Raw genomic sequence first — 24,940 nt, 5'->3', positions numbered from 1 at the left:
CACCATGGCGAGCAGTGACACGGTTCCAGCGGCGGGTGCGCGGGCGCGGGGGCTCGCGCCCTTCCTGCGCTCGCAGATGCGCAACATTGCGCCGTTCCTGACGCTGATTTTCCTGACCGCCTTCTTCGCTTTTGCCAGCCCCTCCTTCGCGACGCTGGACAATCTCGGCAACATCCTCACGCAGGTGTCGATCACCGGCATCATCGCGGTCGGCCTCACCTTCGTGATCCTCTGCGCCGAGATCGACCTCTCAATCGCGGCCATCGCCAACGTTACCGGCATCGCGGTCGCCTACTTCACGCTCCAGGAATCCTACGTCAACATCGCCAATGTGCCGCTGCCCGGCGCGGTCGCGATTCTCCTCTCGATCCTGCTCTGCGCCCTGCTCGGCCTCGTCAATGCGCTGGGGCTGACCGTGATCGGCATCCCCTCCTTCATCATGACCTTGGCGATGATGCAGATCGCCGCCGGCGTCTCGGCGCTCCTGGTGCGCGGCCAGATCGCCTACAAGGTGCCGAGCCTGATCACGACGCTCGGCTCGGGCTCGATCGGCGGCATCCCCTGGCTCGTCATCGTCGCCGCCATCATGCTGCTCGCCGGCCATCTGGTGCTGACCTACACGCGCTTCGGCCGCTACGTCTACATGGTCGGGGGCAATCGCGAGGCGGCCGAATATTCCGGCCTCAACGTCAAGCTCATCCTCGGCGCCGTCATGGTGATCTCGGCGGTCTGCTCGGGCATCGGCGGCATGCTCGGCGTCGCCCATTTCGGCAGCGCGCAGCAGAACGAGTTCGACACCTATCTGCTCGACTCCATCGCCGCCGTCGTCGTCGGCGGCACCAGCCTGTTCGGCGGCCGCGGCGGCATCGGCAACACCATCGTCGGCCTGTTCGTGCTCGGCGTCCTCAACAACGGCCTCGACCACGTTAACATCGACAGCTTCCTGAAGATCCTGATCCGCGGCCTGATCCTGCTGGCGGCGCTGGTCATCAACGTCTATGCGCAGCGCTTGAGGGAGAAAGCCGCGGAGTAAGGCGCCCCCGCGCATCAAAAAGTGCGAAAACAACCCCATGCACAGTAACCGGGGCTAGCGATATCAATGGGTTGCCGGCGCCGCCGGTTCGGATTTGACACAATCCGTTTGGCGCGTCGGGCAAAACACCGCCATGATGTCTCCATGGCGGTGACCTCGAACGTGAATGGTGGAATGCCCCGGGTACCCCTTGGCATTGCACGGCGGCGGAGAGCAGAACAACCTCGAGAACGCCGTTAGCTTCTCCCGTGCGGCGGCAGCCGCGAAAATCTGAAATCGCAATGGCTGGCGCCGCCGGCCAGCGTTTGCTTCCGTTCCAGACGGATACCGCGCGTCGCGTATGCGTCGAAATCGAGCCCGCAGATGTTCGGCAGGATATCCTTGTCGCCGTGGCGTGCGGCGAATTTGCAGAAGCCGCAGGCCTTGTAGTTGATGCCGAATTCGAAGTCGTCATTCGGGCCCGGCTCGACGAAATCGTAGGCGAAATCGCCCGGGAACGCGTCCCTGTGGCTTTTCGTGACGCTTTTCGCGGCTTGCTCGCGCAGCAAATTCTTGTTTTCCGACGACATGAATTGGCGTCCCGCGGCGAGACGTTCCGCCTCGGGCACCGTGAGCAACTGCGCCTTGTAGGTTTCCCGCTCGATGTCGCCGATCACCGGCATCGGCACGCCATGTCGCCGGAGCACGCGGCTGATGGCCATGAAGCCCAGGAGACGCATGAAAAAATCGCTCATGCGGTTTGCTGCTCCTCCAACGTAGGGCGTCTGGGCAAGCACAAGCGCGAATTCGTTCATCACCTCCTGCCGGATCGCATCGAAATCGGGCAGGTCCGCGCGCTCGCGCAGCATTGGTTCGGCGAGGTCGAGCCGGTGGCGCATTGCGGCTTCCATTGCCGAACGATGGACCTCGTAAAAGGGATGGATGGTCTCAGCCATGGGTACACCTGACTTCATGCCGCGGCGATCGCCTCGATCTCCAGCAGCCATTTGCTGTCGACGGTTTGCGCGATCATGACGGTCAGCGCGGGCTCGTGTCCCGCCAGCATCTTGCGGCGCACGCCACGATTGGGCACGACCTGACTGAGGTCGGTCAGGAACGTGGTGACCTTCACCAGACTCGTTACATCGAGGCCGGCAGCGGCGAGCACCTCGATGACGTTGCGCCAGGCTTGCTCGCATTGTGCCTCGAAACCGTCCGGCACGCTGCCGTCCGATGTCGCCGGCACCTGTCCGCTGATGAACAGCAGGCGACGATGCTGACTGAGTTCAAGTCCCATGCTGTAGCCGCCGGCCGGAGCATGGACCGTTGCGGGATTGTGAGTGACGAATTGGGCTGGCGCCATGTTGTTTCTCCAGATTGCGGGATGACCGTATCCGGAGGCGGCGCCGCGGCGCAAAGCATCATTCCTGCGGTTCAGCGCAAGAAAATCTATTGCAAGGCCACGCTCCATCGGTGTCAAAGTGCGGCGCGATGACCTACGCCCTTCCCCCGCTCAACGCGCTGCGCGCCTTCGAGGCCGCCGCGCGACACCTCAGCTTCAAACTGGCCGCGCACGAGCTCCACGTCACGCCCGCCGCCGTGGGGCAGCAGGTGAAGGCGCTGGAGGCGCGCCTCGGCGTCCGCCTGTTCGATCGGCTGCACAAGCAGCTCATCCTCACCCCAGCAGGCCAGGCCTATCTGCCCGGGATATCCGAGGGCTTTCGTCACATTGCCGAGGCGACCTCGCATCTGAAGCCGGCAGGTTCGGTGCTGCTGCAATTGGGGGTCCATGGCACCATCGACCTGCGCCGCCTCGATCTCGCGGAGTTTCGCAGCGCACACCCGGACATCGGTCTGCGGGTGCTGCAGCCTGCCGGCCTGCACGAGCTGGTCGAGGGCAAGGTCGACCTGCTGATAGCTCGCGGACTTGGCCACCATCCGGGCTATCGCTGCGATCGGATCAGTGAGGGATCTGGTCCAGGCGATTGGCTGATTGCGCCCGAAGCCACGGCGGATTGCCCGGAAGTCGTGACCTTCCGTGAATGGCTACGCGCTCTACCGGCCGAGAATTCGCGCGCAAGCCACCACCGCCCTCGCCTGGTCGGCATCAGCGGACGTTGAGGCGCCTTGCGGTGCGTCGTCGCCCAGCCAGAAGCAATGAACATTTTTCGTGATCGACGCGACCAAGGTCAGGATCGTTATCTGGGCCCCAAGGACCGCCGAAAAATGAGACGCCGCACGCTGGCTATCCTGCTCGCCGGCAGCCTGGTCGCTGCGACGGCGGCGATGGCGATTCCTGTCACGCCAGACCCTGTTCTCGACAGCCCGATGAACACCATCCAGATCAACTGGTCCCGCACCACGCGGACGAACGGTTTTGTCGACAATACATGGTGGGCGCTGAGGGACCGTTGCGCCCCGGACTATCTTGGCGAGCGCCTGCTCTGCGATGCCGTCGGGCTTCTGGCACGGGCCACGAGCCGGACGTTCGAAGCCAGGATGTCCGACGACATCGGCCTGCCGCTCGCCGACCGTTGGGGCCTGATGACCGCGAAGAATTCACCCTACATCAGGTCGGCTCACGTCGAGACACCGCTCGGTCTCGAGGCCGTGCTCGGCTTCTATCGCGCCGCCCTTGAAAAGCGCGGCTGGACTGAAAACGGCGGCGCAGTCGTCGAGCCTGACAGAGCCGTTGTCGCCTTCACGACGTCGGATGGGCCGGGGCTGCTCCGGCTTGTCCATCAGGACAACACGACGATCGCCGACCTTTCGCTGCGCAAGCCGTCGGCTGCCACAGCCGGTATTCGCCCGGCGCAGGGACAAGTGATGTTGCTGCTCGGCAACAAGAGGGATGAAGCGGCGGACATCACCGTCAATGAGCGAACCATCAGGCTGGCGGCTCGCGCCGGAGAGAAACTGATGGACATCGACGTCGCCGCGGACAAGCTGCCCGAGAACCAGAAGATCGATCTGCCGCCGGGCAGGTACAAGGTCACCCTCAAGCTCGAAGGCAGCGCGGCGCAGAAGCGGGAGTTCGAGGTCGCGGCCGACGAGACCTGGGGCCTGCTGGTCGGCCCCGATGGCACACCGCTCCCGATGCGGCTCTATTGAGGGCCCGTCTGTGCTGGATGGCAACGTCGCAAGAGCTCCTCGCCATGACGGAGTCTGCGAGGTCGCTTTTCGCGACGTCTTCAGCCGGATAGCTCCGGCTGCCAATCGCGCAGTTTTCGCGCGGCGCCCGTGACGTCGGCGATTGTCCGAAGTGTCCCCGTCTCCATCATCATCGCCCGTGCGAGCCGCACGGCGCGGGCTTCGCTGATGGCGCGCTTCTTCGGATCCTCGATCAGCTCGAAATCGATATTGTGGGCGAGACCGAAGATGCGGCGGATGATTTTTGCGGCGGCGAAGCCGACGGCATCAGTGAACAGGCGCTGCATGTAGGCCTGCCGTTCGGCCTCCAGCCGTGCTGCGCCCTGCTCCCCCGCGAAGAGCGAGGCCGGATAGGCGTCGCCTGCTCCGCCCGCGCGCCAGAGATCGAGGAATTTGCGGGCGAACCCGTGCCAGACCTGCTCGACCGTCTCCAGCACCCAGGTCTCGAACGCGGCCCGCTCGCCTGGCGAGCGCTCGTGGCCGGCGGAGGCGAAAAAGGCCATCAAGAGGTTGGCCAGCACGGCGCCGACGTCGAACCCCATCGGGCCGTAGAAAGCAAATTCCGGATCGATCACCCGCGTCTGGCTGTCCGTAACCATGATCGAGCCGGTGTGGAGGTCGCCGTGCAGCAGAGCTTCCGGGCTCGCCATGAATTTGAGCTTGAGGCGGGAGACCGCAACGTGCAGCTCCATGTCGTCGCGCAGCTCGGCAGCCAGGCCGTCGAGATAGGGCGCGGTCCAGCGGTTCTGCTCGGCAATACGGTAGGGATCTGTGAAGATCAGGTCCTCGGTGATCTTGCAGAGCGCGTGGTTGCCGGCGAAGGCGGCGATCCCCTCCTTCTTCTCTGCCGCCGACAATGCGAGGTCGGAGGTGAAGAACAGGGTCCGCGCCATGAACGTGGTGATGTCGTCCACGAAGCGCGGATAGCGCGTTCCCGCGACCAGCCCCTTGCGCATGATGATGTGGGGCTCCAGCAGCTCCATGACCGTCAACGCCAGCGCCTCGTTATGATGCAGCACTACCGGGACGAGGCCGGGCGCGAACCGGGCGTGCTTGGACAGCGCCAAATATTCGTAATGGGCCCTCGACAGCGGCAGCGGCCAGCTCTCGCCGACGAGACGGACATAAGGCAGCGCCTGCTTCACCGCGATGCCGCCACGCGCGCCCTTCACGATGAAGACGAGATTGAGATTGCCGTCGCCGACCTCGGTGATCGCCCAGGATGCCGGCGGGCCGCCCAGTCGGGCTGCGACATCGAAGACATCCGCAATGTAGTCCCGCAGATCGGCTTCCTGGAGAATCCGATAATCCTGGCGCCGCGGATCGGCCAACGTTCGAGGCGATGAACTCATGCCGGTCTCCCCCCTCTGCCGGCGGGAGCAATCGTGCACTCCCATGTCAGGATTCAGGCCGGCTTGTTTTCAGGCCATCATAGTCGCAAAGGACGCCGTCGCCTATCGCGACGATCATTCGGCCCAACCGGGCGCGTCGATGAGCTGTGCCAGCCAGACGGTGTGGCCCCCGCAAGCGGGGTCCTCGACCACATGCGCCACGACGCGAAAACCGTTCCGATCGAGCAGCGCGCGATATTCGCTTGCATCCAGGCTCGCATGATACAGGGTCTCACCCCCCAATTGTCCGGTCGCCTCGCCATGCGCCGGACCGCTCGTGAACATCAGCACCGCGCCTGGTGCGGCGTGCTCGCGAAAGCGCGAAAACATGCAGCGCTGGTCGTCAAAGGACAGGTGAAAGAAGCTGTCCCAGGCCAAAATGCCGCAAAAGCGGCGCTGCAATGCAAGCCGCCGCATGTCGCCGACGATCCATTCCTGCTCCGGAAAACGACGTCGGCAGGCTGCAATCATCGCCGGCGCAGAATCCACGCCGGCGACGCTGAGACCGCAACCGATCAGGTATCCGGCAATCGGCATGGCCGAACCGCAGCCCAAATCGAGCACCGCGCCGCCCGGAGGCAGCAGCGCTCGGAAGCGGTCGACCCAGGCGCGTTCGAACAGGCTGCTCCGGGCACGCTGCTCGATCCAGTCCGATGCATGGCGCTGGTAGAGATCGACGATTCGGTCGGCGGCGTCGGATGATGTCATTTTCGTTCTCGCGCGGTGCTTCGTCCCGGGCTCCTCCGGCTCCGGTCCGTTCAAGACGTGATCTAACACGTCCTGGCGCGCTGTCCCCGGCCTGCCGTTGCAGCGGGCGTCTCTGCGGCCGCGCGAGCCGGGACGCTTCGCCGCGCATGAGCGTCGGCGACTTCGGGAACTCAAGCGGGCTGAGACAGTTTCGCTTGTCTCGGATCTCACGGAGACGTCAATGGCCCGCGGAATGCCTTCCATGACTGCCCTGCTGGCGATGCTGGCAATAGCTGGCTACCAAAACCGCGACAAGCTGGCCGAAATGCTCAAAGGTTCAGGCGCGGGATCTGCTGGCGGAGGACCCGCCGGCGCGAATGTCCAGGAGCCGCTCGGGGGGCTGCTCGGTAACCTCGGCGGCATGCTCGGCGCAGGCGGGATCGGGGGTCTGCTCAATGGCGGAATTGGCGAGCTCCTGGAAAGGTTTAACCAGAATGGCAAGGGCGAGATCGCCGATTCCTGGGTAAAGCCCGGCCCCAACAAAGAAATCTCTCCGCCTGAGCTGAAAACTGCCGTCGGCGCCGACCTGCTCGAGCAACTCGAACAGCAGACGGGGCTCTCGCAGGACGAGATCCTCGCAAGGCTGTCCCGGGAATTGCCCGCAGCGGTCGACAAGTACACGCCGGACGGCCGCCTGCCCCAGGCTTGAATCTGCTCAACGTGAAGAGGTTTTGGACATGAGCATTCTCTGGACGATCATCATCGGCTTCATCGCCGGCGTCATAGCCAAGTTCATCATGCCTGGGGACAACGAGCCGTCGGGCTTCATCCTGACGACCATCCTCGGAATCGTTGGCGCTTTCGTTGCGACCTACCTCGGCCAGTCACTCGGCTGGTATCGTCCCGGAGAAGGCGCGGGATTGATCGGTGCAGTCGTCGGGGCGATCATCGTGCTGTTCGTCTATGGCATGATTGCAGGCCGGCAACGCCGAGCCATCTGACCGCCGCGCGTAAAGCCTCCCTTGCAGGGACGCTCTCGCGCGAGAAGCGTGCAGGCCTTGCCGAGTTCACGCCCGGCGAGGCTGAACCATTACTCGCGCTCCAGGAAGCTCGAGCCGATCTCGGCCTTTTTCTTGATGGGATCGTAATCACAGTAAACGAGGTCCGCCACCAGCGTGTAGCTGGCGCTGACGGTGTATTTGTCTGTCTTGACCGAGTTCAGGCCGATCACCGAGGTGCTCTTGCCGCCGTTCCATTTGAACGGCGTCGAGCTCTTGGTCTGCTCGCAGGCCATCACGGCTTCGTTGAAGACATAGCCCTCGACGAATGCCTTCAGCGTCCGCACCTGCACGGCCATCTTCCATTCGATATAGCCGACGGCGCCGAGCCCTGCGACGATCAGCACCAGAAGCGCAATGACGATCCTCTGAAAAGTCATGTGTCCCCCAAAAATGTCGTCAGCAAAGGCGACTAAAACGGCATTCCCATCAGTTTCGACAGGCGCTCGATCGAGAGATAGCCGGCGTTAAAGGCGATCATGCCGAGGCCATAGATGATCGCAGAGATGATCGTGGTCCAGATCAGCTTGCGGCCCATCCGGGTCAGGATCGGGGCACCGGGGTCGGTGCCGGGCGCGCCGACGCCGTCCTCGTGCTGGCTGCGCACGCCGAACGGCAGCGTCAGGAACAGCGCGACCCACCAGATGACGAAGTAGATCGCGATCGCGGTCGATATCTGGATGGCCATGGGACGGCCTTACGCCTGCTCGATTTCGACCAGCGCCCCGGAAAAATCCTTCGGGTGCAGGAACAACACCGGCTTGCCGTGGGCACCGATCTTCGGCACGCCGTCGCCGAGCACGCGAGCCCCCTCCTTCACCAGCGTGTCGCGCGAGGCGATGATATCCACGACCTCGTAGCAGACATGGTGGATGCCGCCGTCGGGATTGCGCTCGACGAATTTTGCGATCGGCGAGGCCTCGCCGAGCGGCTCAATGAACTCGATCTTGGTGTTGGGGAGCGTGGCGAACACGGTGATGACGCCGTGCTCGGGCAGCGGAACGGCCTCCGAGATCTCGGCACCGAACGCCGCGCCATAGATCCTGGCGGCCTTGACGGCATCCTTGGTCGCGATCGCGACATGGTTGAGCCGGCCCAGCATGGTTCTCTCCCCTTAGACTGTCAGTACGTGTACCAGACAGGGGGGCTTTTTGCCCCAATGTTCGTTGATGACGGCCCGGACAGCGCGTCGCACCGACTCGGCGAGAGCGTCAGCATCGCGGCGGCGCGCCTTCGGCAGTCCCTCGATGGTCGACATCACGGCATCGAAGACGAGGTCGTCGAAGGGCTCGCCCGCCCTGTTCTTCTCGGGGATGCCGACGAGATCCACCTCGGGATCGTCGGCAAGCTCGCCCTGCTCGGTCATGGCAATCGCGACGAAGGCGCAGCCGGAGAAGGCCATGCGCCGACGCTCGACCACCGCGCGGGATTTGGAATCCTCCAGGATCGTGCCGTCCTTGTACAGACGGCCCGACGGCACCTCGCCAATGATGCCGGGATCGCCGGGGCCGAGCTTGACGAGGTCGCCGTTGCGGCAGACCAGCACGCGCGGCACGCCGGCAGCGCGCGCCAGCTTGGCGTGCTCGTGCAGATGCAGGGCCTCTCCATGGACGGGGATCAGGAGCGGCGGCCTGGTCCAGGCGATCAGGTCGCGCAATTCGTCGCGACGGGGATGACCGGAGACGTGGACCAGAGCGTCGCGGTCGGTGATGATCTCGACGCCCTGCAGGACCAGATTGTTGACGATCGAGCCGACCGCCTTCTCGTTGCCCGGGATGGTGCGTGAGGAGAAGATGACGCTGTCGCCGCGGTTGAGCGTGATCTCGGGATGGTCGTCATTGGCGATGCGCGCCAGCGCGGCGCGCGGCTCGCCCTGGCTGCCGGTGCAGAGCGCCAGCACCTTGTCCTGCGGAAGGTGGCCGTAGATGTCGGGCGAGCGGAAATTCTGCACGCCGTCGAGATAGCCGGTCTCGCGCGCGACCTGAACCACGCGCTCCATGGCGCGGCCGACCACGACGACTTCGCGGTCGGAAGCTTTCGCAGCGGCGGCCACCGCCTTGATGCGGGCGACGTTGGAGGCGAAGGTCGTGACGGCGACGCGGCCCTTGGCCGCCTTCACGAGGTCGATGATGGTCTGGGCGACGTCCGCTTCCGAAGGCGAGCGGCCGTCGCGCACCGCGTTGGTGGAATCGCCGATCAGGGCGATCAGCCCCTCATCGCCCAGTTCGCGCAGCCGCTTCTCGTCGGTCGGACGTCCGAGGGTCGGCGTCGGGTCGATCTTCCAGTCGCCGGTGTGCAGCACCGTGCCGACCGAGGTGTGGATCGCCAGCGCATGCGCCTCGGGAATGGAATGCGCGACGGGGATGAACTCGACGTTGAACGGGCCGACATCGACGCGGCCGCCCGACGGCACCACCGTCACCGGGATCTTCGGCGCGTTGCGCTCGGCGGCGCATTTGGCCTCGAACAAAGCGGCACTGAACTGCGTCGCATAGATCGGGCATTTCAGCTTGGGCCAGAGGTCGATGATGGCGCCGAAATGGTCCTCATGGGCGTGGGTCAGCACCAGCCCCATCAGGTTCTTGCGTTCCTTCTCCAGGAAGCTGATGTCGGGCATGATCAGGTCGATGCCCGGCAGATGCTCCTCGTCGCCGAAGGAGACGCCGAGATCGACCGCGAGCCAGGCGCGCTGCTGGCGGCTGCCGAGGCCGTAGATCGACAGGTTCATGCCGATCTCGCCGACGCCGCCAAGCGGCGCAAATACCAGTTCCTCGGGCTTCGCCATCACGCAGCTCCCACGGAGGCGACCGGGCCGAAGAACACCTCGCCCGCGGCGACCGGTACGCGGCGGCCCTCCGCGGTACGGACGATCAGGCAGCCGGTGTCGTCGATGGTGTCAAAAATGCCTTCCAGCGTCGTCGTTCCCGTGTGGATCGCGACCTTCTCCCCGAGACCGGCGGCGCGCTCCAGCCACAGCCTGCGGATCTCGGCGAAGCCGCGGCCATTGTCCCAGATGCCGCGGAACTCGACCCAGGCGTCGGAGAGCGCCGAGAACAGCTCCTCCGCGCTGATCTGGACGCCGAGCGCAGCCAGGGATACCGCAGGCGTCGGCGTACCCTCAGGCGCGGCGACGACATTGGTACCCATGCCCGCCACCACAGCGAGGCGATCGCCGATGGCCTCGGCTTCGAGCGCTATGCCGACCAGCTTCTTGCCACCGGCGAGCACGTCATTCGGCCATTTCAGGGCGTAGCGGGGGCGGCCCTCGCCGAGGCGCAGCGCGGCCTCGAGGCTGACCTTCTCCAGCGCCGCCTCTTCGGCGAGCCCTGCGGCAAAGCCGAGCGTGGCGGCGACGGCAGGGGCGACGTCCATGACTTCGAGGATGCTGGCGGCGAGATTGCCGCGCGGCGCGATCCAGGCGCGCTGACGGCGGCCGCGGCCGGCGGTCTGTTCCGACGTGACGAACCAGATCGGGCCGCGCTCGCCGGCCCTCGCCCGCTCGATCGCCTCGGTATTGGTCGAGCCGATCCGTTCGAACGCCGCGAGCTTGTAGCCCGCGGCCGATGCGCGAGGACCGAGCGCGAAAGCCATCCTAGAACAGCGACTTTGCGGCGGCGGAGGCGACGCTCACCACCGGACCTGCGAACAGCGCAAACAGGATGTTGAACAGGCCGAACACCGCCAGCACCGTCTTGACCTCGATACGCACCGGATCGACCTGCCCGGCCGGCTCGTCGAAATACATCGTCTTGACGATGGCGAGGTAGTAGTAGGCTCCGACCACGCTGGTCAGCACGCCGACGACGGCGAGCGTGAACAAATTCGCCTTGATGGCGGCGACGAAGACGTACCATTTGGCGAAGAAGCCGGCGAGCGGCGGGATGCCGGCGAGCGAGAACAGCAGCATCGCGAACATGAAGGCAAGCAGCGGATTGGTGCGCGACAGACCAGCGAAATCGCTGATCTGCTCGACGGCCTGGCCGTTGCGGCGCATGGCGAGGATGATCGAGAACGAGCCCAGCGTCATCGCGACATAGATCACGATGTACATCAAGACGCCCTGCGCGCCCTCGACCGTGCCCGAGGCGAGGCCGACCAAGGCAAAACCCATGTGGCCGATCGAGGAGTACGCCATCAGGCGCTTGATGTTGCTCTGGCCGATCGCGGCGAACGAACCCAGCGCCATCGAGGCGATCGCCACGAACACCAGGATCTGCTGCCACTGCGAGACGATGCCCGGGAATGCGGTCAGCGTGACGCGGGTGAAAACCGCGAGCGCGGCCACCTTCGGCGCCGAGGCGAAGAAGGCGGTGACCGGGGTCGGCGCGCCCTCATAGACATCAGGCGTCCACATGTGGAACGGCACGGCCGAGACCTTGAAGCAGAGGCCGACGAGCAGGAAGACGAGGCCGAACACGAGGCCGACATTCGAGACCGTCGCCGCCGCAGCGATGCCGGTGAAGCTGACGGTTCCGGTAAAGCCGTAAATGAGCGAGGAGCCGTAGAGCAGCATGCCCGACGACAGCGCGCCGAGCACGAAGTACTTCAGACCGGCTTCGGTCGACTTGGCGTTGTCGCGGTTGGAGGCCGCCACGACGTAGAGCGCAAGCGACATCAGTTCGAGGCCGAGATACAGCGAGATCAGGTCGCCGGCCGAGATCAGCACCATCATGCCGAGGGTCGAGAGCAGCACCAGGATGGCGTATTCGAAGATGCGGCGCGAGGGGTCGGACAGGAATTCGGTCGACAGCACCAGCGTCACCGCCGAGCCGATCAGGGCCAGGATCTTCATGAAGCGGGCGAAGTCGTCGACGATGAAGCTGCCGCCGAAGGTCACATGCTTGCCCGCGGGCAGCATGTATTCGAGCATGCCGACCACCCCCAAGAGCACGACCGCCAGCGAGGTAATTGCGCCGGTCGTCCCCTGCCCGCGATAGGCTCCCAGCATCAGGAGCGCCATGGCGCCGACCGCGAGCACGATCTCGGGCAGCACCGGCGCCAGTTGATAACCTGCAGTCTCAAAGCTCATGGCGATATCCTGACCTGCCCGATCACTGGAGCAGTGCGGCGGCCTTCACGGCCGTCACAGCGGTGTTGTAGTTGTTGACGAGTTGCTGGACCGAGGCGGCCGACATGTCGAGCACCGGCTTCGGGTAGACGCCGAACAGGATCGTCAGCGCGATCATCGGGAACAGCGTCAGGCACTCGCGGAAGGTGAGATCCTTCATGCTCGCGAGCTGCGGCTTGACCAGCGCTCCGAACACGACCTTGCGGTAGAGCCACAGCGCGTAGCACGCCGACAGGATCACGCCGAAGCTGGCGAAGAACGCGGTCGGGATCGAAACCTTGAAGGTGCCGAGCAGCGTCATGAACTCGCCGACGAAGCCGCTCGTGCCGGGCAGACCGACATTGGCCATCGTGAAGACCATGAAGGTCATCGCGTAGAGCGGCATCCGGTTGACGAGGCCGCCATAGGCCGCGATCTCGCGGGTGTGCAGACGGTCGTAGACGACGCCGACGCAGAGGAACAGCGCGCCGGAGACGATGCCGTGCGAGATCATCTGGAACACGCCGCCGGCGACGCCCTGCATGGTGCCCGCGAAGATGCCCATGGTGACGAAGCCCATATGCGCCACCGACGAGTAGGCAATCAGTTTCTTCATGTCCTCCTGCATCAAGGCCACCAGCGAGGTGTAGATGATGGCGATGGCCGAGAGCGTGAAGACCAGCGGCGCGAAGTCGTGCGAGGCCAGCGGGAACATCGGCAGCGAGAAGCGCAGGAAGCCGTAGCCGCCCATCTTCAGCAGAATCGCGGCGAGGACCACCGAGCCCGCCGTCGGCGCCTCGACATGCGCGTCGGGAAGCCAGGTGTGCACCGGCCACATCGGCATCTTCACCGCGAACGAGGCGAAGAAGGCGAGCCAGGCCCAGGTCTGCAGGGACCGCGGCACGGCGGTGTGCATCAGGGTCGGGATGTCGGTGGTGCCGCCGTTCCAGTACAGCGCCATGATGGCGAGCAGCATCAGGACCGAGCCGAGCAGCGTGTAGAGGAAGAACTTGAACGACGCGTAGACCCGGCGCGGACCGCCCCAGACGCCGATGATCAGGAACATCGGGATCAGGCCGCCCTCGAAGAACAGATAGAACAGCACGAGATCGAGCGCGGAGAAGGTGCCGATCATCAGCGTTTCCAGGATCAGGAACGCCATCATGTATTCGCGGACGCGGTTGGTGATCGCCTTCCAGCTCGCGATGATGCAGAACGGCATCACCGCGGTGGTGAGGATCACCAGCGGCAGCGAGATGCCGTCGACGCCCATGTGGTAGGTGATGCCTGTGGCGAGCCAGTTCGCCTTCTCGACGAACTGGAAGTCGGGATTCGACGCGTCGAAGCGCATGACCAGGATCACCGACACCGCGAAGGTGATCAGCGTGGTCCAGAGCGCGATCCAGCGCGAGTTGCGCTTGGCCGCCTCGTCATCGCCGCGGCTGAGATAGACGATCAGCGCGCCGACCAGCGGCAGGAACGTCGTGACCGAAAGAATGGGCCAGGTTGTCATTTACTGGCCTCCAAAGCCGAACATGAACCAGGTGATCAGGCCGGCGGCGCCGATCAGCATGGCGAACGCGTAGTGATAGAGATAGCCGGTCTGGATCTTCACGACGTTGCGGGTGACGTCCAGGACCCGGGCCGAAACGCCGTCGGGACCGAGGCCGTCGATGATGAAGCCGTCGCCCTTCTTCCAGAGCTGGTAACCGATCCACTTCGCCGGACGGACGAAGATGATGTCGTAGAGCTCGTCGAAGTACCATTTGTTGAGCAGGAACTGGTACAGCATCGGCTGCGTGTTCGCGAGCTCGACCGGCAGGTAGGGCCGGCGGATATAGAACAAGTACGACACCAGGAAGCCCAGCACCATCATCACGGTCGGCAGCAACGCGATGGCCTGCGGGATGTGGTGCATCTCCTCGATGATGTGCGGATTCATCTTCACGGACTCGCGGAAGAACTCCTCGATGCCGTGACCGGCGAACAGCTCCTTGAACGGCAGGCCTGCGACGAACGAGCCGACCGCGAGCACGCCGATCGGGATCAGCATCCAGATCGGAGCCTCATGCGCGGCCTCATAGTGATGCTCGTCATGCGGCTCTCCGTGGAAGGTCTTGAAGATCAGGCGCCAGGAGTAGAACGAGGTCAGGCCGGCCGCGACGACCGTCATCAGGAAGCCGTACACTCCGAACGGATTATGCGAGGCGTAGGCCGCTTCGATGATCGCGTCCTTGGAGAAATAGCCCGCGGTAAGCGGGAAGCCGGTCAGCGCCAGCGTGCCGACCACCATCACCGCATAGGTGTAGGGGATCTTCTTCCAGAGGCCGCCCATGTTGCGGATGTCCTGCTCGTGGTGCATCGCGTAGATCACCGAACCGGAGCCCAGGAACAGCAGCGCCTTGAAGAAGGCGTGCGTGAACAGATGGAACATGCCGACCGAGTAGGCCCCTGCTCCCATCGCCACGAACATGTAGCCGAGCTGCGAGCAGGTCGAATAGGCGACGATGCGCTTGATGTCGTTCTGGACGAGGCCGATGGTCGCGGCGAAGAACGCCGTGGTGGCGCCGAAGAACATCACGACGGCCTGCGCGTTCGGGGCGAGCTCGAACAGCGGCGACAGGCGCGCCACCATGAACACGCCGGCGGTGACCATGGTCGCGGCGTGGATCAGCGCGGAGACCGGGGTCGGGCCTTCCATCGCGTCCGGCAACCAGGTGTGCAGCAGGAACTGTGCCGACTTGCCCATCGCGCCCATGAACAGGAGGAGACAGGTCAGCGTCAGCGCGTCGGCATGCCACCCAAGGAAGTTGATGGTCTTGCCGGTAAGGCCAGGCGCGGCATGGAAGATGGTCTCGAAATCGGTCGAGCCGGCCAGCATGAAGACCGCGAAGATGCCGAGTGCGAAACCGAAGTCGCCGACGCGGTTGACCACGAACGCCTTGATCGCGGCGGCGTTCGCCGACGGCTTCTGGTACCAGAAGCCGATCAGCAGATAGCTGGCCAGACCCACGCCTTCCCAGCCGAAGAACAACTGCACGAGGTTGTCCGCCGTCACCAGCATCAGCATGGCGAAGGTGAACAGCGAGAGATAGCCGAAGAAGCGCGGCCGGTTCGGATCCTCGTCCATGTAGCCGATGGAATAGAGGTGCACGAGCGAGGACACGGTGGTCACCACCACCAGCATCACGGCCGTGAGCGTGTCGACGCGCAGCGTCCACCAGACCTGGAGGTCGCCGGAGAAGATCCAGGGCAGCATCTGGATCCTGTAGTCGTGGTGCATGAAGCCGACATCGACCAGCGTCATCCAGGACAGCGCCGCCGAGACGAACAGCAAAGCCGTCGTGATCAGCTCGGCGCCGCGCGAGCCCGCCGCGGCCGGCTCGGTCGGGCCATGGCCGTGATCGTCGTGGCCATGGTCGTCATGCCCATGAGAGTCATGGGCCGCCGACGCGTGGGCATCGCCATGGCCGTGGTCGCCGTGATGATCGAGCTCGTCGCCCGAGGGGTTGCGGGCATGCGCGCCGAATAGCGCGATCAGGCCGGCCAAAACGGCGCCCAGCAGAGGCAGAAAGACAATTGCCTGAACCATGACTTACTCTTTCCGCATGATCTGGTCGGAAAACCGGTGTCCACTTTTCCGGATCATGCGATCAGCCCTTCATCAGATTGACGTCCTCAACCGCGATCGAGCCGCGGTTGCGGAAATAGACCACCAGGATGGCGAGACCGATCGCGGCTTCAGCGGCTGCGACGGTCAGCACCAAAAGCGCGAAGACCTGGCCGACGATGTCGCCGAGGAAGGTCGAGAACGCCACGAGGTTGATGTTGACCGCGAGCAGGATAAGCTCGATCGACATCAGGATGACGATGATGTTCTTGCGGTTCAGGAAGATGCCGAGGATCCCCAGCGTGAATAGGATCGCGCCGACCGCCAGATAGTGCCCGAGCCCGATCGTCATTTCACCCACTCCGCCGCATCGGCGTCCGAGAGCCCCTGCCCCGGCGCCACCTTGCGCATCGCCATCGCCATCTCGGGCGTGCGCGCGTTCTGAACGTTGATGTCCTGCCGCTTGACGCTCGCCTTGTGGCGCAGCGTCAGCACGATGGCGCCGATCATGGCGACCAGCAGCACCATGCCAGAGAGCTGGAAGTAGTGGATGTACTTCGTATAGAGCACGAGCCCGAGCGCCTCGGTATTGGAGACGTTCGCCGGGATCGCCGCCGTGATCGTCTTGGCGACGCCGGGGTTGATGACCCAGAAGCCGACGGTGAGCAGCAGCTCGAACAGGAAGATGCCGCCGATCACGAGGCCAACCGGCAGATACTCGATGAAGCCCTCGCGCAGCTCGAGGAAATCGACGTCGAGCATCATGATCACGAACAGGAACAGCACAGCGACCGCGCCGACATAGACGACGATCAGCATCATGCCGAGGAATTCGGCGCCCATCAGCACGAACAGGCCGGATGCGTTGACGAAGGCCAGGATCAGGTACAGCACGGAGTGCACGGGATTGCGCGAGACAATCACCATCACCGCCGAGGCGACACAGACGCCGGAGAAGAGATAGAAGAAGAGCGCGGGAAGGATCATGCCCTCACCTCACCGGTACGGCGCGTCGAGCTCGATCGCTTTCGCGATCTCGCGTTCCCAGCGATCGCCGTTGGCGAGCAGCTTGGCCTTGTCATAGAACAGTTCCTCGCGGGTCTCGGTCGCGAACTCGAAGTTCGGACCTTCGACGATGGCGTCGACCGGACAGGCCTCCTGGCAGAGGCCGCAATAGATGCACTTCACCATGTCGATGTCGTAGCGCACGGTGCGGCGAGTGCCGTCGTTGCGGCGCGGGCCGGCCTCGATGGTGATGGCCTGCGCCGGGCAGACCGCTTCGCAGAGCTTGCAGGCGATGCAGCGTTCCTCGCCGTTCGGATAGCGGCGCAGCGCATGCTCGCCGCGGAAGCGCGGCGAGATCGGGCCCTTCTCGAACGGATAGTTCAGCGTCGGCTTCGGCTGGAAGAAATAGCGCATGGCGAGGAAGAACGCCGAGACGAATTCCGACAGCAGAAGCGAGCGAGCAGTGGCGTTGATGTTGATACCCATGACGGCCCTCACTTCGGCGCGATGCCGGCGAAATGCAGCACGCCGGCCACCACGATCACCATCACCAGCGACAGCGGCAGAAACACCTTCCAGCCGAGGCGCATCAGTTGATCGTAGCGGTAGCGGGGCACGATCGCCTTTGCCATCGCGAACAGGAAGAACATGAAGAACAGCTTCAGCGAGAACCAGATGATCCCCGGCACCCAGTTGAAGGGCGGCAGGTCGACCGGCGGCAGCCAGCCTCCGAGGAACAGGATCGTCGCCAGCGCGCACATCGTGACGATCGCGACATACTCGCCGAGCATGAACAGGAGGTACGGCGTCGAGCCGTACTCGACCATGAAGCCGGCGACGAGCTCGGATTCAGCTTCCACGAGGTCGAACGGAGGGCGGTTGGTTTCCGCCAGGGCCGAGACGTAGAACACCACGAACATCGGGAACAGCGGCCAGACATACCAGTTCAGGATGGTCAGCTGCGGCAGCCCGATCAGGCTGGCAAGGCCGCGCGCGTGCTGGGCTTCGACCACGGCCGAAAGATTCAGCGTGCCGGCACAGAGCAGCACGGTGATGATGACGAAGCCGATCGAGACTTCATAGGACACCATCTGCGCCGCCGAGCGCAGCGCGGCGAGGAACGGGTATTTCGAGTTCGACGACCAGCCGGCCATGATGATGCCGTAGATCGACAGCGACGAGATCGCGAAGATGAAGAGAACGCCGACATTGATGTCGGCGATCACCCAGCCGAGATTGGTCGGGATCACCGCCCAGGCCGCGAGCGCCAGCACGCACGACACCAGCGGGGCCAGCAGGAACACGCCCTTGTTGGCGCCGGCCGGGATGATCGGCTCCTTCAGCACGAACTTGAGCAGGTCCGCGAAGGATTGCAGCAGGCCCCAGGGGCCGACCACGTTCGGGCCGCGCCGGATCTGCACCGCCGCCCAGATCTTGCGGTCGGCGAGCAGGATGTAGGCGATCGCGACCAGGAGGACGACGAGCACGAGGACGCTTTGCGCGACCATGATGATCAGCGGCCAGAGGAACCCGGTCCAGAATGCGCTTTCGAAAAATTCCATCAGATCACGCTCACTCCGCTGCGGTCAGCATATGCCCGGAGGCGAGGCGCGAGCATTCCGCCATCACGGCGGAGGCACGCGCGATTGGGTTGGTCAGGTAGAAGTCCTCGACCAGCGGCTTGAACGGCGCCTTTTCCGGCGAGCCGCCCTTCCCTGCCAGCTTCTTGATCTGGTCGGCCGAGCCGGCCTCGATCTGATCGAGACGGATCAGGTGCGGCACCGCCTTGAACACCGCCTGACGCAGGGCCGCAAGCGAGTCGTAGCCCAGCTTCTTGCCGAGCGCTTCCGACAGCGCGCGAATGATCGCCCAGTCCTCGCGGGCCTCTCCCGGCGGGAACGCGGCGCGGCCGGTCATCTGCACGCGGCCTTCGGTGTTGACGTAGATCGCCGACTTCTCGGTATAGGCCGCCGCAGGCAGGATGACGTCGGCGCGGTGTGCGCCGCGGTCGCCATGGGTGCCGATATAGACGACGAAGGTGCCGTCAGGCGCGTTGATCTCGTCGGCGCCGAGCAGGAACAGCAAGTCCAGCGTGCCGAACGTGGTCATCTGCGCAGCGTTCAGCCCGCCGCCGGTTGCGGAGAAGCCGATATCGAGCGCGCCGACGCGCGAGGCGGTCTCGTGCAGCACGCCAAAGCCGTTCCAGCCGTCCTTGACCGCCCCGACGTCGAGCGCGAGCTTGGCAGCGGCCGCGAGAACGGCCGCGCCGTCGTGGCGCGAGGCCGCGCCCCCGCCGACCAGGATGATGGGGTTCTTGGCGTTCTTCAGCACGTCCATGAAGGAGTGCCTGCCGGCCGCCAGCTCACCGAGCGTCTCGGTGCCCGCACCGAGGTGATCGTAGTCGTAGGTCAGATCTGGCTTGGCGCCGATCACGCCGACCTTGAAACCGCCGGCGCGCCAGCGCTTGCGGATGCGGGCGTTGAACACGGCCGCCTCCTTCCGCGGATTGGCACCGATGATGAGCAGCGCATCCGCCTGCTCCACGCCTGCCAGCGTCGGGTTGAAAATGTAGGAGCCGCGGCCGAGCGCGGGATCGAAGGCGTCGCCGCCCTGCACCGCCAGATTGGCCGAGCCGTATTTGGCGAGCAGGTCCTTCAGCGCGAACATCTCCTCGACGCCGGCGAGATCGCCCGCGATCGCGCCGATGCGCTTGCCGTCGGTGCGCGCCGCCTTGGCCGCGATCGCAGCAAAGGCCTCGCTCCAGCTCGCCGCGCGCAGCTTGCCGGCCTCCCGGATATAGGGCCGGTCGAGGCGCTGGGTGCGCAGGCCGTCGACGACGTGGCGGGTCTTGTCGGAGATCCACTCCTCGTTCACCGCCTCGTTGATGCGCGGCAGAATGCGCATCACCTCGCGGCCGCGGGTGTCGACGCGGATCGCAGATCCAACGCCGTCCATGACGTCGATCGACTGGGTCTTGCCGAGCTCCCACGGGCGCGCCGCAAAGGCATAAGGCTTCGAGGTCAACGCGCCGACCGGGCAGATGTCGACGAGATTGCCCTGCAATTCAGACGTCAGCGCGTGCTCGAGATAGGTCGTGATCTCCATGTCCTCGCCGCGACCGGTCGCACCCATCTCAGGGGCGCCCGCCACTTCCGCCGAGAAGCGGACACAGCGCGTGCACTGGATGCAGCGGTTCATCGAGGTCTTGACCAGCGCGCCGAGATATTTGTCCTCCACCGCGCGCTTGTTCTCGGCGAAACGGCTGGTGTCGACACCGTAGCCCATCGCCTGGTCCTGCAGGTCGCACTCGCCGCCCTGGTCGCAGATCGGGCAGTCCAGGGGATGGTTGATCAGAAGGAATTCCATCACGCCTTCGCGTGCCTTCTTCACCATCGGCGATCGTGTCGAGATTTCCGGCGGTTCGCCCTTGGGACCCGGACGGCAATCGCGCACGCCCCAGGCGCAGCTCGCGACCGGCTTCGGGCCGCCCTTCACCTCGACGAGGCACATCCGGCAATTGCCGGCGATCGACAGCCGCTCGTGATAGCAGAAGCGCGGAATCTCGGCGCCGGCCGCCTCGCACGCCTGCAACAGCGTGTACTCGGCGGGGACATCGATCTCTTTGCCGTCGATGATGAGCTTGGTCATTCTTCTTACTCCGCCGCGACCATGTTCACGGGATCGCGGACGCCGATATCGTCAATGTCAGCTCTATGCGAATACTCGTCGATGCGCGCCTCGATCTCGTGACGGAAATGCGCGATCAGACCCTGGATCGGCCAGGCCGCCGCGTCGCCGAGCGCGCAGATAGTGTGGCCTTCGACCTGCTTCGTCACCTCGAGCAGCATGTCGATCTCGCGCTTGTGGGCGCGGCCTTCGGCCATGCGGGTCAACACGCGCCACATCCAGCCCGTGCCCTCGCGGCACGGCGTGCACTGGCCGCAGCTCTCATGCTTGTAGAAATAGGAGATGCGGGCGATGGCGCGGATCAAATCGGTCGACTTGTCCATCACGATGACGGCCGCAGTGCCGAGGCCGGAGCGCAGCTTGCTCAAGGAGTCGAAATCCATCGGCGTGTCGATGATCTGCTCGGCCGGCACCATGCGCACCGACGATCCTCCGGGGATCACGGCCTTGAGGTTGTCCCAGCCGCCACGGATGCCGCCGCAATGCTTGTCGATCAGCTCACGGAACGGAATGCCCATGGCCTCTTCGACGTTGCAGGGCCGCTCGACATGGCCGGAGATGCAGAACAGCTTGGTGCCGACATTGTTCGGACGGCCGATGCCGGCGAACCAGGCCGCGCCGCGGCGCAGGATGTCCGGCGCAACCGCGATGGACTCGACGTTGTTCACGGTGGTCGGGCAGCCGAACAGGCCGACATTGGCCGGGAACGGCGGCTTCAGCCGCGGCTGGCCCTTCTTGCCTTCGAGGCTTTCGAGCAGCGCGGTCTCCTCACCGCAGATATAGGCGCCGGCGCCGTGGGCGACGTAGATGTCGAACGGCCAGCCGTTGACGTTGTCCTTGCCGACCAGCTTGGCCTCGTAGGCTTGGTCGATCGCGGCCTGGAGATGCTCGCGCTCGCGGATGAATTCGCCTCGGACATAGATGTAACAGGCATGCGCATTCATCGCGCAGCTCGCGATCAGGCAGCCTTCGATCAGGAGATGCGGATCGTGCCGCATGATCTCGCGATCCTTGCAGGTGCCGGGCTCGGACTCGTCGGCGTTGACGACGAGATAGCTCGGCCGGCCGTCGGTCGATTCCTTCGGCATGAACGACCATTTCAGGCCGGTCGGGAAGCCGGCGCCGCCGCGGCCGCGCAGGCCGGAGGCCTTCATCTCGTTGATGATCCAGTCGCGGCCCTTGTCGATGATGTTCTTGGTGCCGTCCCAGGCGCCGCGGCGCCGCGCACCCTCGAGCCCCCAATCGTGGAGGCCGTAGAGGTTCTTGAAGATGCGGTCCTTGTCCTCGAGCATATCAGTGCTTTCCGATCAACGAATGGACTGCTTGTAGGCAAGTCCGGCGGCGCAGACAGCGAAGAACAGCGCCCAGAGCAGACTGGTCTCCTGCGACGCGTTCATGAAGAAACGCTGCAGCAGGAACATGAAGGCAGCCGCAATCGCGGCGTGCATGGCGACAAAGCCCCATCTTTTCACGGCCGCGGTCCCTCCCATTGCGATGAGATCACGCATCAGGTGATCTCCTTCAACGTTGTCGGCCCGGTGATCGGCGCCGAGAACTGGCGGCCGTTCTGCGGACCGGGTTTGGGCGGATTGCCCGAAGCGAAACCGTCGAGCACCTTGCCGAAGCTCTCCTTGGTCAGGTCCTCATAAGTGTCCTTGCCGATCAGCACCATCGGCGCGTTCACGCAGGCGCCCAGGCACTCGACCTCTTCCCAGCTAAAATTGCCGTCCTTGGAAAGATGGAAGGGCTCGTGATGGATGCGGTGCTCGCAGACGTGGATCAGATCCTCGGCGCCGCGCAGCCGGCACGGCGTGGTGCCGCAGACCTGGACGTGGGCTTTCTTGCCCACGGGCGCGAGCTGGAACATGGTGTAGAAGGTCGCCACTTCCAGCACGCGGATATAGGGCATGTCGAGCATGTCGGCGATGACGCGGATCGCGGCTTCCGAGACCCAGCCGTCGTGCTGCTCCTGCGCGCGCCAGAGGATGGCGATGACGGCGGAGGCCTGGCGGCCGGCCGGATATTTCGCGATCTGCTGCTTGGCGAACGCGAGGTTCTCCTCCGTGAACGCGAAGCTCGCGGGCTGGACTTCCTTCGGTGCTAATCGGCGAACGGACATCTCTTCAATCTCTCACTGCATGCGGCGCGCTGTTTTCGCATTCAGGGCTTCGATCCTGTCCTGCCAAAATGCGCTTGCGGTGCCGAAAACGTTGTAGCCGACGTGGGTCGAGACCTTGATCCGGTCGAGGATCGACAGCTCGGTCACGGTCTCCATCCGGTTGCTGCGCGGATCGAACACGATCAGCTTCAGCGGGGTCTGCTCGAGGATGAAGCGCGACACCGCATGAGAGCGGTCGCTGCCGTGCTCCTCGCACATGATGACGCTGTCGGCCTGGAGCAGCCGGGCGCCGCCCTTGATCGCCTCGATCTCGACGCCCTCGACGTCGAGCTTGATCAGGTACTTGCCGGTAGCCGCGACCTTGCCGTCCTCGATCAGATTGTCGAGCGAGATGACCGGCACCTCCTCACCGCCGGCCGACGGATCGCCGGCGATGCTGAAGGCTTCGTGCTTGGTGCCCGACAGCCGCGCCGTGCCGCGGGTGGCGCCGATCGCACATTTCATGGTCTCGAAGCGGCCGCCGTTGACACGGGCGTTGTTGGCGAGCTTCGGGTAGTTCTGCCCCGACGGCTCGATCGCGATGGCCTTGTGCGAACCGAACGGCTCGCTCGAGACCAGCACGGACCAGTAGCCGTAATTGGCGCCGCAATCGAGCAAGGTGTAGTCGACGTCGATGGAGTCGGCGAACAAGAGTTCGAGTTCGTCCTCGTAATTATAGGAGCGGTTGAGCAGCTTGCTCCAATAGCCGTCGCCATAGGGGAATTCGAACACGGCGTCGGGATTGAGCCTGATCGCGATGTTGCGCTCGGGCAGCGTCTTCCGCAGCAGATTGGCGCAGGCGATGTAGCCCATATGCGAGAAGTGCGACGAGATCTTCGATCCCGTCACCAGCGCCAAGGCAGCCGTCCGCTCCCACAGGTTGGCCCCTTCAAGGGCCCCCGAGGCGCGGTCGAACTGGATTGGCGCCTGCTGCCCCATCAGCGATCGACCTCTCCGAACACGATGTCGAGCGAGCCGAGGATCGCCGAGACGTCGGCGAGCAGATGGCCGCGGCAGATGTGGTCCATGGCCTGCAGATGCGCAAAGCCCGGCGCGCGGATCTTGCACTTGTAAGGCTTGTTGGTGCCGTCGGAGATCAGGTAGACGCCGAACTCGCCCTTGGGCGCCTCGACCGCGGCGTAGACCTCGCCGGCCGGCACGTGAACGCCTTCGGTGTAGAGCTTGAAGTGGTGGATCAGCGCTTCCATCGAGCGCTTCATCTCGCCACGGCGCGGCGGCGCGACCTTGTTGTCTTCGACGACGACGGGGCCCTTGCCGTCAGGCGCGTTCAGCTTCTGGATGCACTGCTGCATGATGCGCACGGACTGGCGCATCTCTTCCATGCGGATCAGATAGCGGTCGTAGCAGTCGCCGTTCTTGCCGATCGGAATGTCGAAATCCATCTCGGCGTAGCACTCGTAGGGCTGCGACTTGCGCAGATCCCAGGCCGCGCCCGAGCCGCGCACCATCACGCCCGAGAAGCCCCACTCCCACGCTTCCTTCAGCGGCACCACGCCGATGTCGACGTTGCGCTGCTTGAAGATGCGGTTGGCGGTGAGGAGCCGGTCGAGGTCGTCCACCACTTTGAGGAACGGATCGCACCAGGCCTCGATGTCGTCGACCAGCTTCTGCGGCAGGTCCTGATGCACGCCGCCGACGCGGAAGTAGGCCGCGTGCATGCGGCTGCCCGAGGCGCGCTCGTAGAACACCATCAGCTTCTCGCGCTCTTCGAAACCCCACAGCGGCGGGGTCAGCGCGCCGACGTCCATCGCCTGCGTGGTGACGTTGAGCAGGTGCGACAGGATGCGGCCGATCTCGCAATAGAGCACGCGGATCAACTGGCCGCGGCGCGGCACCTCGATGCCGAGCAGCTTCTCCGCCGCGAGGCAGAAGGCGTGCTCCTGGTTCATCGGCGCGACGTAGTCGAGGCGATCGAAGTACGGGATCGCCTGGAGGTAGGTCTTCTGCTCGATCAGCTTCTCGGTGCCGCGGTGAAGCAGGCCGATATGCGGGTCGACGCGGGCCACGACTTCGCCGTCAAGCTCCAGCACGAGGCGCAGCACACCGTGCGCCGCCGGATGCTGCGGCCCGAAGTTGATGGTGAAATTGCGAAGCTGTTCGGGTTGCTCGTTCAT

The 24,940-nt window shown here is 64.6% G+C and carries 27 protein-coding genes; 5 read left to right on the top strand and 22 right to left on the bottom strand.

The window, feature by feature from the left end:
- The first annotated feature begins 4 nt into the window (after positions 1–4).
- Complete coding sequence (locus tag ACFDR6_RS25845; protein WP_212089965.1) at positions 5–1,033, top strand: ABC transporter permease; 1,029 nt, start codon at positions 5–7, stop codon at positions 1,031–1,033.
- Between the two features lie 236 nt (positions 1,034–1,269).
- On the opposite strand, the gene ACFDR6_RS25840 is transcribed toward ACFDR6_RS25845, so the two are convergent.
- Together ACFDR6_RS25840 and ACFDR6_RS25835 are read right to left on the bottom strand one after the other, a co-directional pair.
- A complete protein-coding gene (locus ACFDR6_RS25840; protein ID WP_375859961.1) occupies positions 1,270–1,968 on the bottom strand; it encodes an L-2-amino-thiazoline-4-carboxylic acid hydrolase in 699 nt (232 codons plus the stop codon).
- A gap of 14 nt (positions 1,969–1,982) precedes the next feature.
- Positions 1,983–2,375 (bottom strand): RidA family protein, encoded by a 393-nt coding sequence (locus tag ACFDR6_RS25835; protein WP_375859959.1) that lies wholly within the window; start codon positions 2,373–2,375, stop codon positions 1,983–1,985.
- A gap of 128 nt (positions 2,376–2,503) precedes the next feature.
- Here ACFDR6_RS25835 and ACFDR6_RS25830 point away from each other — a divergent pair, with 128 nt between their 5' ends.
- Both ACFDR6_RS25830 and ACFDR6_RS25825 read left to right on the top strand, forming a co-directional pair.
- The gene (locus ACFDR6_RS25830) at positions 2,504–3,133 is read left to right on the top strand and encodes a LysR family transcriptional regulator (RefSeq protein ID WP_375859958.1); all 630 of its coding nucleotides are present in this window, start codon (positions 2,504–2,506) and stop codon (positions 3,131–3,133) included.
- A 105-nt stretch (positions 3,134–3,238) separates the two neighbouring features.
- Positions 3,239–4,123, top strand: a complete 885-nt coding sequence (locus ACFDR6_RS25825) for a hypothetical protein (protein WP_375859956.1) — start codon at positions 3,239–3,241, stop codon at positions 4,121–4,123.
- Between the two features lie 80 nt (positions 4,124–4,203).
- Here the strand turns inward: ACFDR6_RS25825 and mtnK are convergent, their stop codons facing one another.
- Positions 4,204–5,514, bottom strand: a complete 1,311-nt coding sequence (gene mtnK, locus ACFDR6_RS25820) for an S-methyl-5-thioribose kinase (RefSeq protein ID WP_375859955.1) — start codon at positions 5,512–5,514, stop codon at positions 4,204–4,206.
- A 114-nt stretch (positions 5,515–5,628) separates the two neighbouring features.
- Complete coding sequence (locus tag ACFDR6_RS25815; protein WP_375859954.1) at positions 5,629–6,261, bottom strand: class I SAM-dependent methyltransferase; 633 nt, start codon at positions 6,259–6,261, stop codon at positions 5,629–5,631.
- A 220-nt stretch (positions 6,262–6,481) separates the two neighbouring features.
- Between ACFDR6_RS25815 and ACFDR6_RS25810 the strand changes: the two genes are divergently transcribed.
- Together ACFDR6_RS25810 and ACFDR6_RS25805 are read left to right on the top strand one after the other, a co-directional pair.
- A complete protein-coding gene (locus tag ACFDR6_RS25810) occupies positions 6,482–6,949 on the top strand; it encodes a YidB family protein (RefSeq protein WP_212089938.1) in 468 nt (155 codons plus the stop codon).
- Between the two features lie 28 nt (positions 6,950–6,977).
- Complete coding sequence (locus tag ACFDR6_RS25805; protein ID WP_212089937.1) at positions 6,978–7,241, top strand: GlsB/YeaQ/YmgE family stress response membrane protein; 264 nt, start codon at positions 6,978–6,980, stop codon at positions 7,239–7,241.
- Positions 7,242–7,330: 89 nt separating this feature from the next.
- On the opposite strand, the gene ACFDR6_RS25800 is transcribed toward ACFDR6_RS25805, so the two are convergent.
- The 18 genes from ACFDR6_RS25800 to ACFDR6_RS25715 all read right to left on the bottom strand — a co-directional run bounded on the left by ACFDR6_RS25800 (position 7,331) and on the right by ACFDR6_RS25715 (position 24,940).
- Positions 7,331–7,678: a hypothetical protein gene (locus ACFDR6_RS25800; RefSeq protein ID WP_212089935.1), complete on the bottom strand. Its 348-nt coding sequence runs from the start codon at positions 7,676–7,678 to the stop codon at positions 7,331–7,333.
- Between the two features lie 32 nt (positions 7,679–7,710).
- On the bottom strand, positions 7,711–7,986 hold the full coding sequence (locus ACFDR6_RS25795) for a DUF1467 family protein (protein ID WP_212089933.1): 276 nt from the start codon (positions 7,984–7,986) through the stop codon (positions 7,711–7,713).
- A gap of 9 nt (positions 7,987–7,995) precedes the next feature.
- On the bottom strand, positions 7,996–8,400 hold the full coding sequence (gene mce / locus ACFDR6_RS25790) for a methylmalonyl-CoA epimerase (RefSeq protein WP_212089931.1): 405 nt from the start codon (positions 8,398–8,400) through the stop codon (positions 7,996–7,998).
- Positions 8,401–8,412: 12 nt separating this feature from the next.
- Positions 8,413–10,083: a ribonuclease J gene (locus ACFDR6_RS25785; protein WP_212089929.1), complete on the bottom strand. Its 1,671-nt coding sequence runs from the start codon at positions 10,081–10,083 to the stop codon at positions 8,413–8,415.
- Positions 10,083–10,889, bottom strand: a complete 807-nt coding sequence (locus ACFDR6_RS25780) for a biotin--[acetyl-CoA-carboxylase] ligase (protein ID WP_212089927.1) — start codon at positions 10,887–10,889, stop codon at positions 10,083–10,085. Before ACFDR6_RS25780 ends, ACFDR6_RS25785 begins: the two co-directional genes overlap by 1 nt.
- A 1-nt stretch (position 10,890) precedes the next feature.
- On the bottom strand, positions 10,891–12,327 hold the full coding sequence (gene nuoN / locus ACFDR6_RS25775; protein ID WP_375859952.1) for an NADH-quinone oxidoreductase subunit NuoN: 1,437 nt from the start codon (positions 12,325–12,327) through the stop codon (positions 10,891–10,893).
- Positions 12,328–12,349: 22 nt separating this feature from the next.
- The gene (locus ACFDR6_RS25770; protein WP_375859951.1) at positions 12,350–13,858 is read right to left on the bottom strand and encodes an NADH-quinone oxidoreductase subunit M; all 1,509 of its coding nucleotides are present in this window, start codon (positions 13,856–13,858) and stop codon (positions 12,350–12,352) included.
- The gene (nuoL, locus tag ACFDR6_RS25765; RefSeq protein WP_212089921.1) at positions 13,859–15,937 is read right to left on the bottom strand and encodes an NADH-quinone oxidoreductase subunit L; all 2,079 of its coding nucleotides are present in this window, start codon (positions 15,935–15,937) and stop codon (positions 13,859–13,861) included.
- Between the two features lie 61 nt (positions 15,938–15,998).
- Positions 15,999–16,307 carry an NADH-quinone oxidoreductase subunit NuoK gene (gene nuoK, locus ACFDR6_RS25760; protein ID WP_015685769.1) on the bottom strand — a complete coding sequence of 103 codons (309 nt, stop codon included), beginning with the start codon at positions 16,305–16,307 and terminating at the stop codon, positions 15,999–16,001.
- Entirely contained in the window at positions 16,304–16,942 is a 639-nt protein-coding gene (locus ACFDR6_RS25755; protein WP_375859950.1) for an NADH-quinone oxidoreductase subunit J, read from the bottom strand. Before ACFDR6_RS25755 ends, nuoK begins: the two co-directional genes overlap by 4 nt.
- 9 nt (positions 16,943–16,951) lie before the next feature.
- Complete coding sequence (gene nuoI, locus ACFDR6_RS25750; RefSeq protein ID WP_026232873.1) at positions 16,952–17,440, bottom strand: NADH-quinone oxidoreductase subunit NuoI; 489 nt, start codon at positions 17,438–17,440, stop codon at positions 16,952–16,954.
- 14 nt (positions 17,441–17,454) lie between these two features.
- Positions 17,455–18,522, bottom strand: coding sequence for an NADH-quinone oxidoreductase subunit NuoH (gene nuoH, locus ACFDR6_RS25745; protein ID WP_131868155.1), 1,068 nt, complete (start codon positions 18,520–18,522; stop codon positions 17,455–17,457).
- 10 nt (positions 18,523–18,532) lie between these two features.
- Positions 18,533–20,608, bottom strand: a complete 2,076-nt coding sequence (nuoG, locus tag ACFDR6_RS25740) for an NADH-quinone oxidoreductase subunit NuoG (RefSeq protein WP_212089919.1) — start codon at positions 20,606–20,608, stop codon at positions 18,533–18,535.
- A 5-nt stretch (positions 20,609–20,613) separates the two neighbouring features.
- The gene (nuoF, locus tag ACFDR6_RS25735) at positions 20,614–21,939 is read right to left on the bottom strand and encodes an NADH-quinone oxidoreductase subunit NuoF (RefSeq protein WP_212089911.1); all 1,326 of its coding nucleotides are present in this window, start codon (positions 21,937–21,939) and stop codon (positions 20,614–20,616) included.
- Positions 21,940–21,954: 15 nt separating this feature from the next.
- Positions 21,955–22,155, bottom strand: a complete 201-nt coding sequence (locus ACFDR6_RS25730) for a hypothetical protein (protein WP_212089909.1) — start codon at positions 22,153–22,155, stop codon at positions 21,955–21,957.
- Positions 22,155–22,766, bottom strand: a complete 612-nt coding sequence (nuoE, locus tag ACFDR6_RS25725; RefSeq protein WP_011087680.1) for an NADH-quinone oxidoreductase subunit NuoE — start codon at positions 22,764–22,766, stop codon at positions 22,155–22,157. Before nuoE ends, ACFDR6_RS25730 begins: the two co-directional genes overlap by 1 nt.
- Positions 22,767–22,778: 12 nt before the next feature.
- Complete coding sequence (locus ACFDR6_RS25720) at positions 22,779–23,744, bottom strand: FkbM family methyltransferase (protein WP_212089901.1); 966 nt, start codon at positions 23,742–23,744, stop codon at positions 22,779–22,781.
- Positions 23,744–24,940: an NADH-quinone oxidoreductase subunit D gene (locus tag ACFDR6_RS25715; RefSeq protein ID WP_375859949.1), complete on the bottom strand. Its 1,197-nt coding sequence runs from the start codon at positions 24,938–24,940 to the stop codon at positions 23,744–23,746. Before ACFDR6_RS25715 ends, ACFDR6_RS25720 begins: the two co-directional genes overlap by 1 nt.

This window comes from Bradyrhizobium tunisiense (assembly GCF_042263385.1).
GTDB lineage: Bacteria > Pseudomonadota > Alphaproteobacteria > Rhizobiales > Xanthobacteraceae > Bradyrhizobium > Bradyrhizobium tunisiense.
Note: the sequence above shows the minus strand (reverse complement) of the source record. Positions and strands in the feature narration are given on the sequence as shown.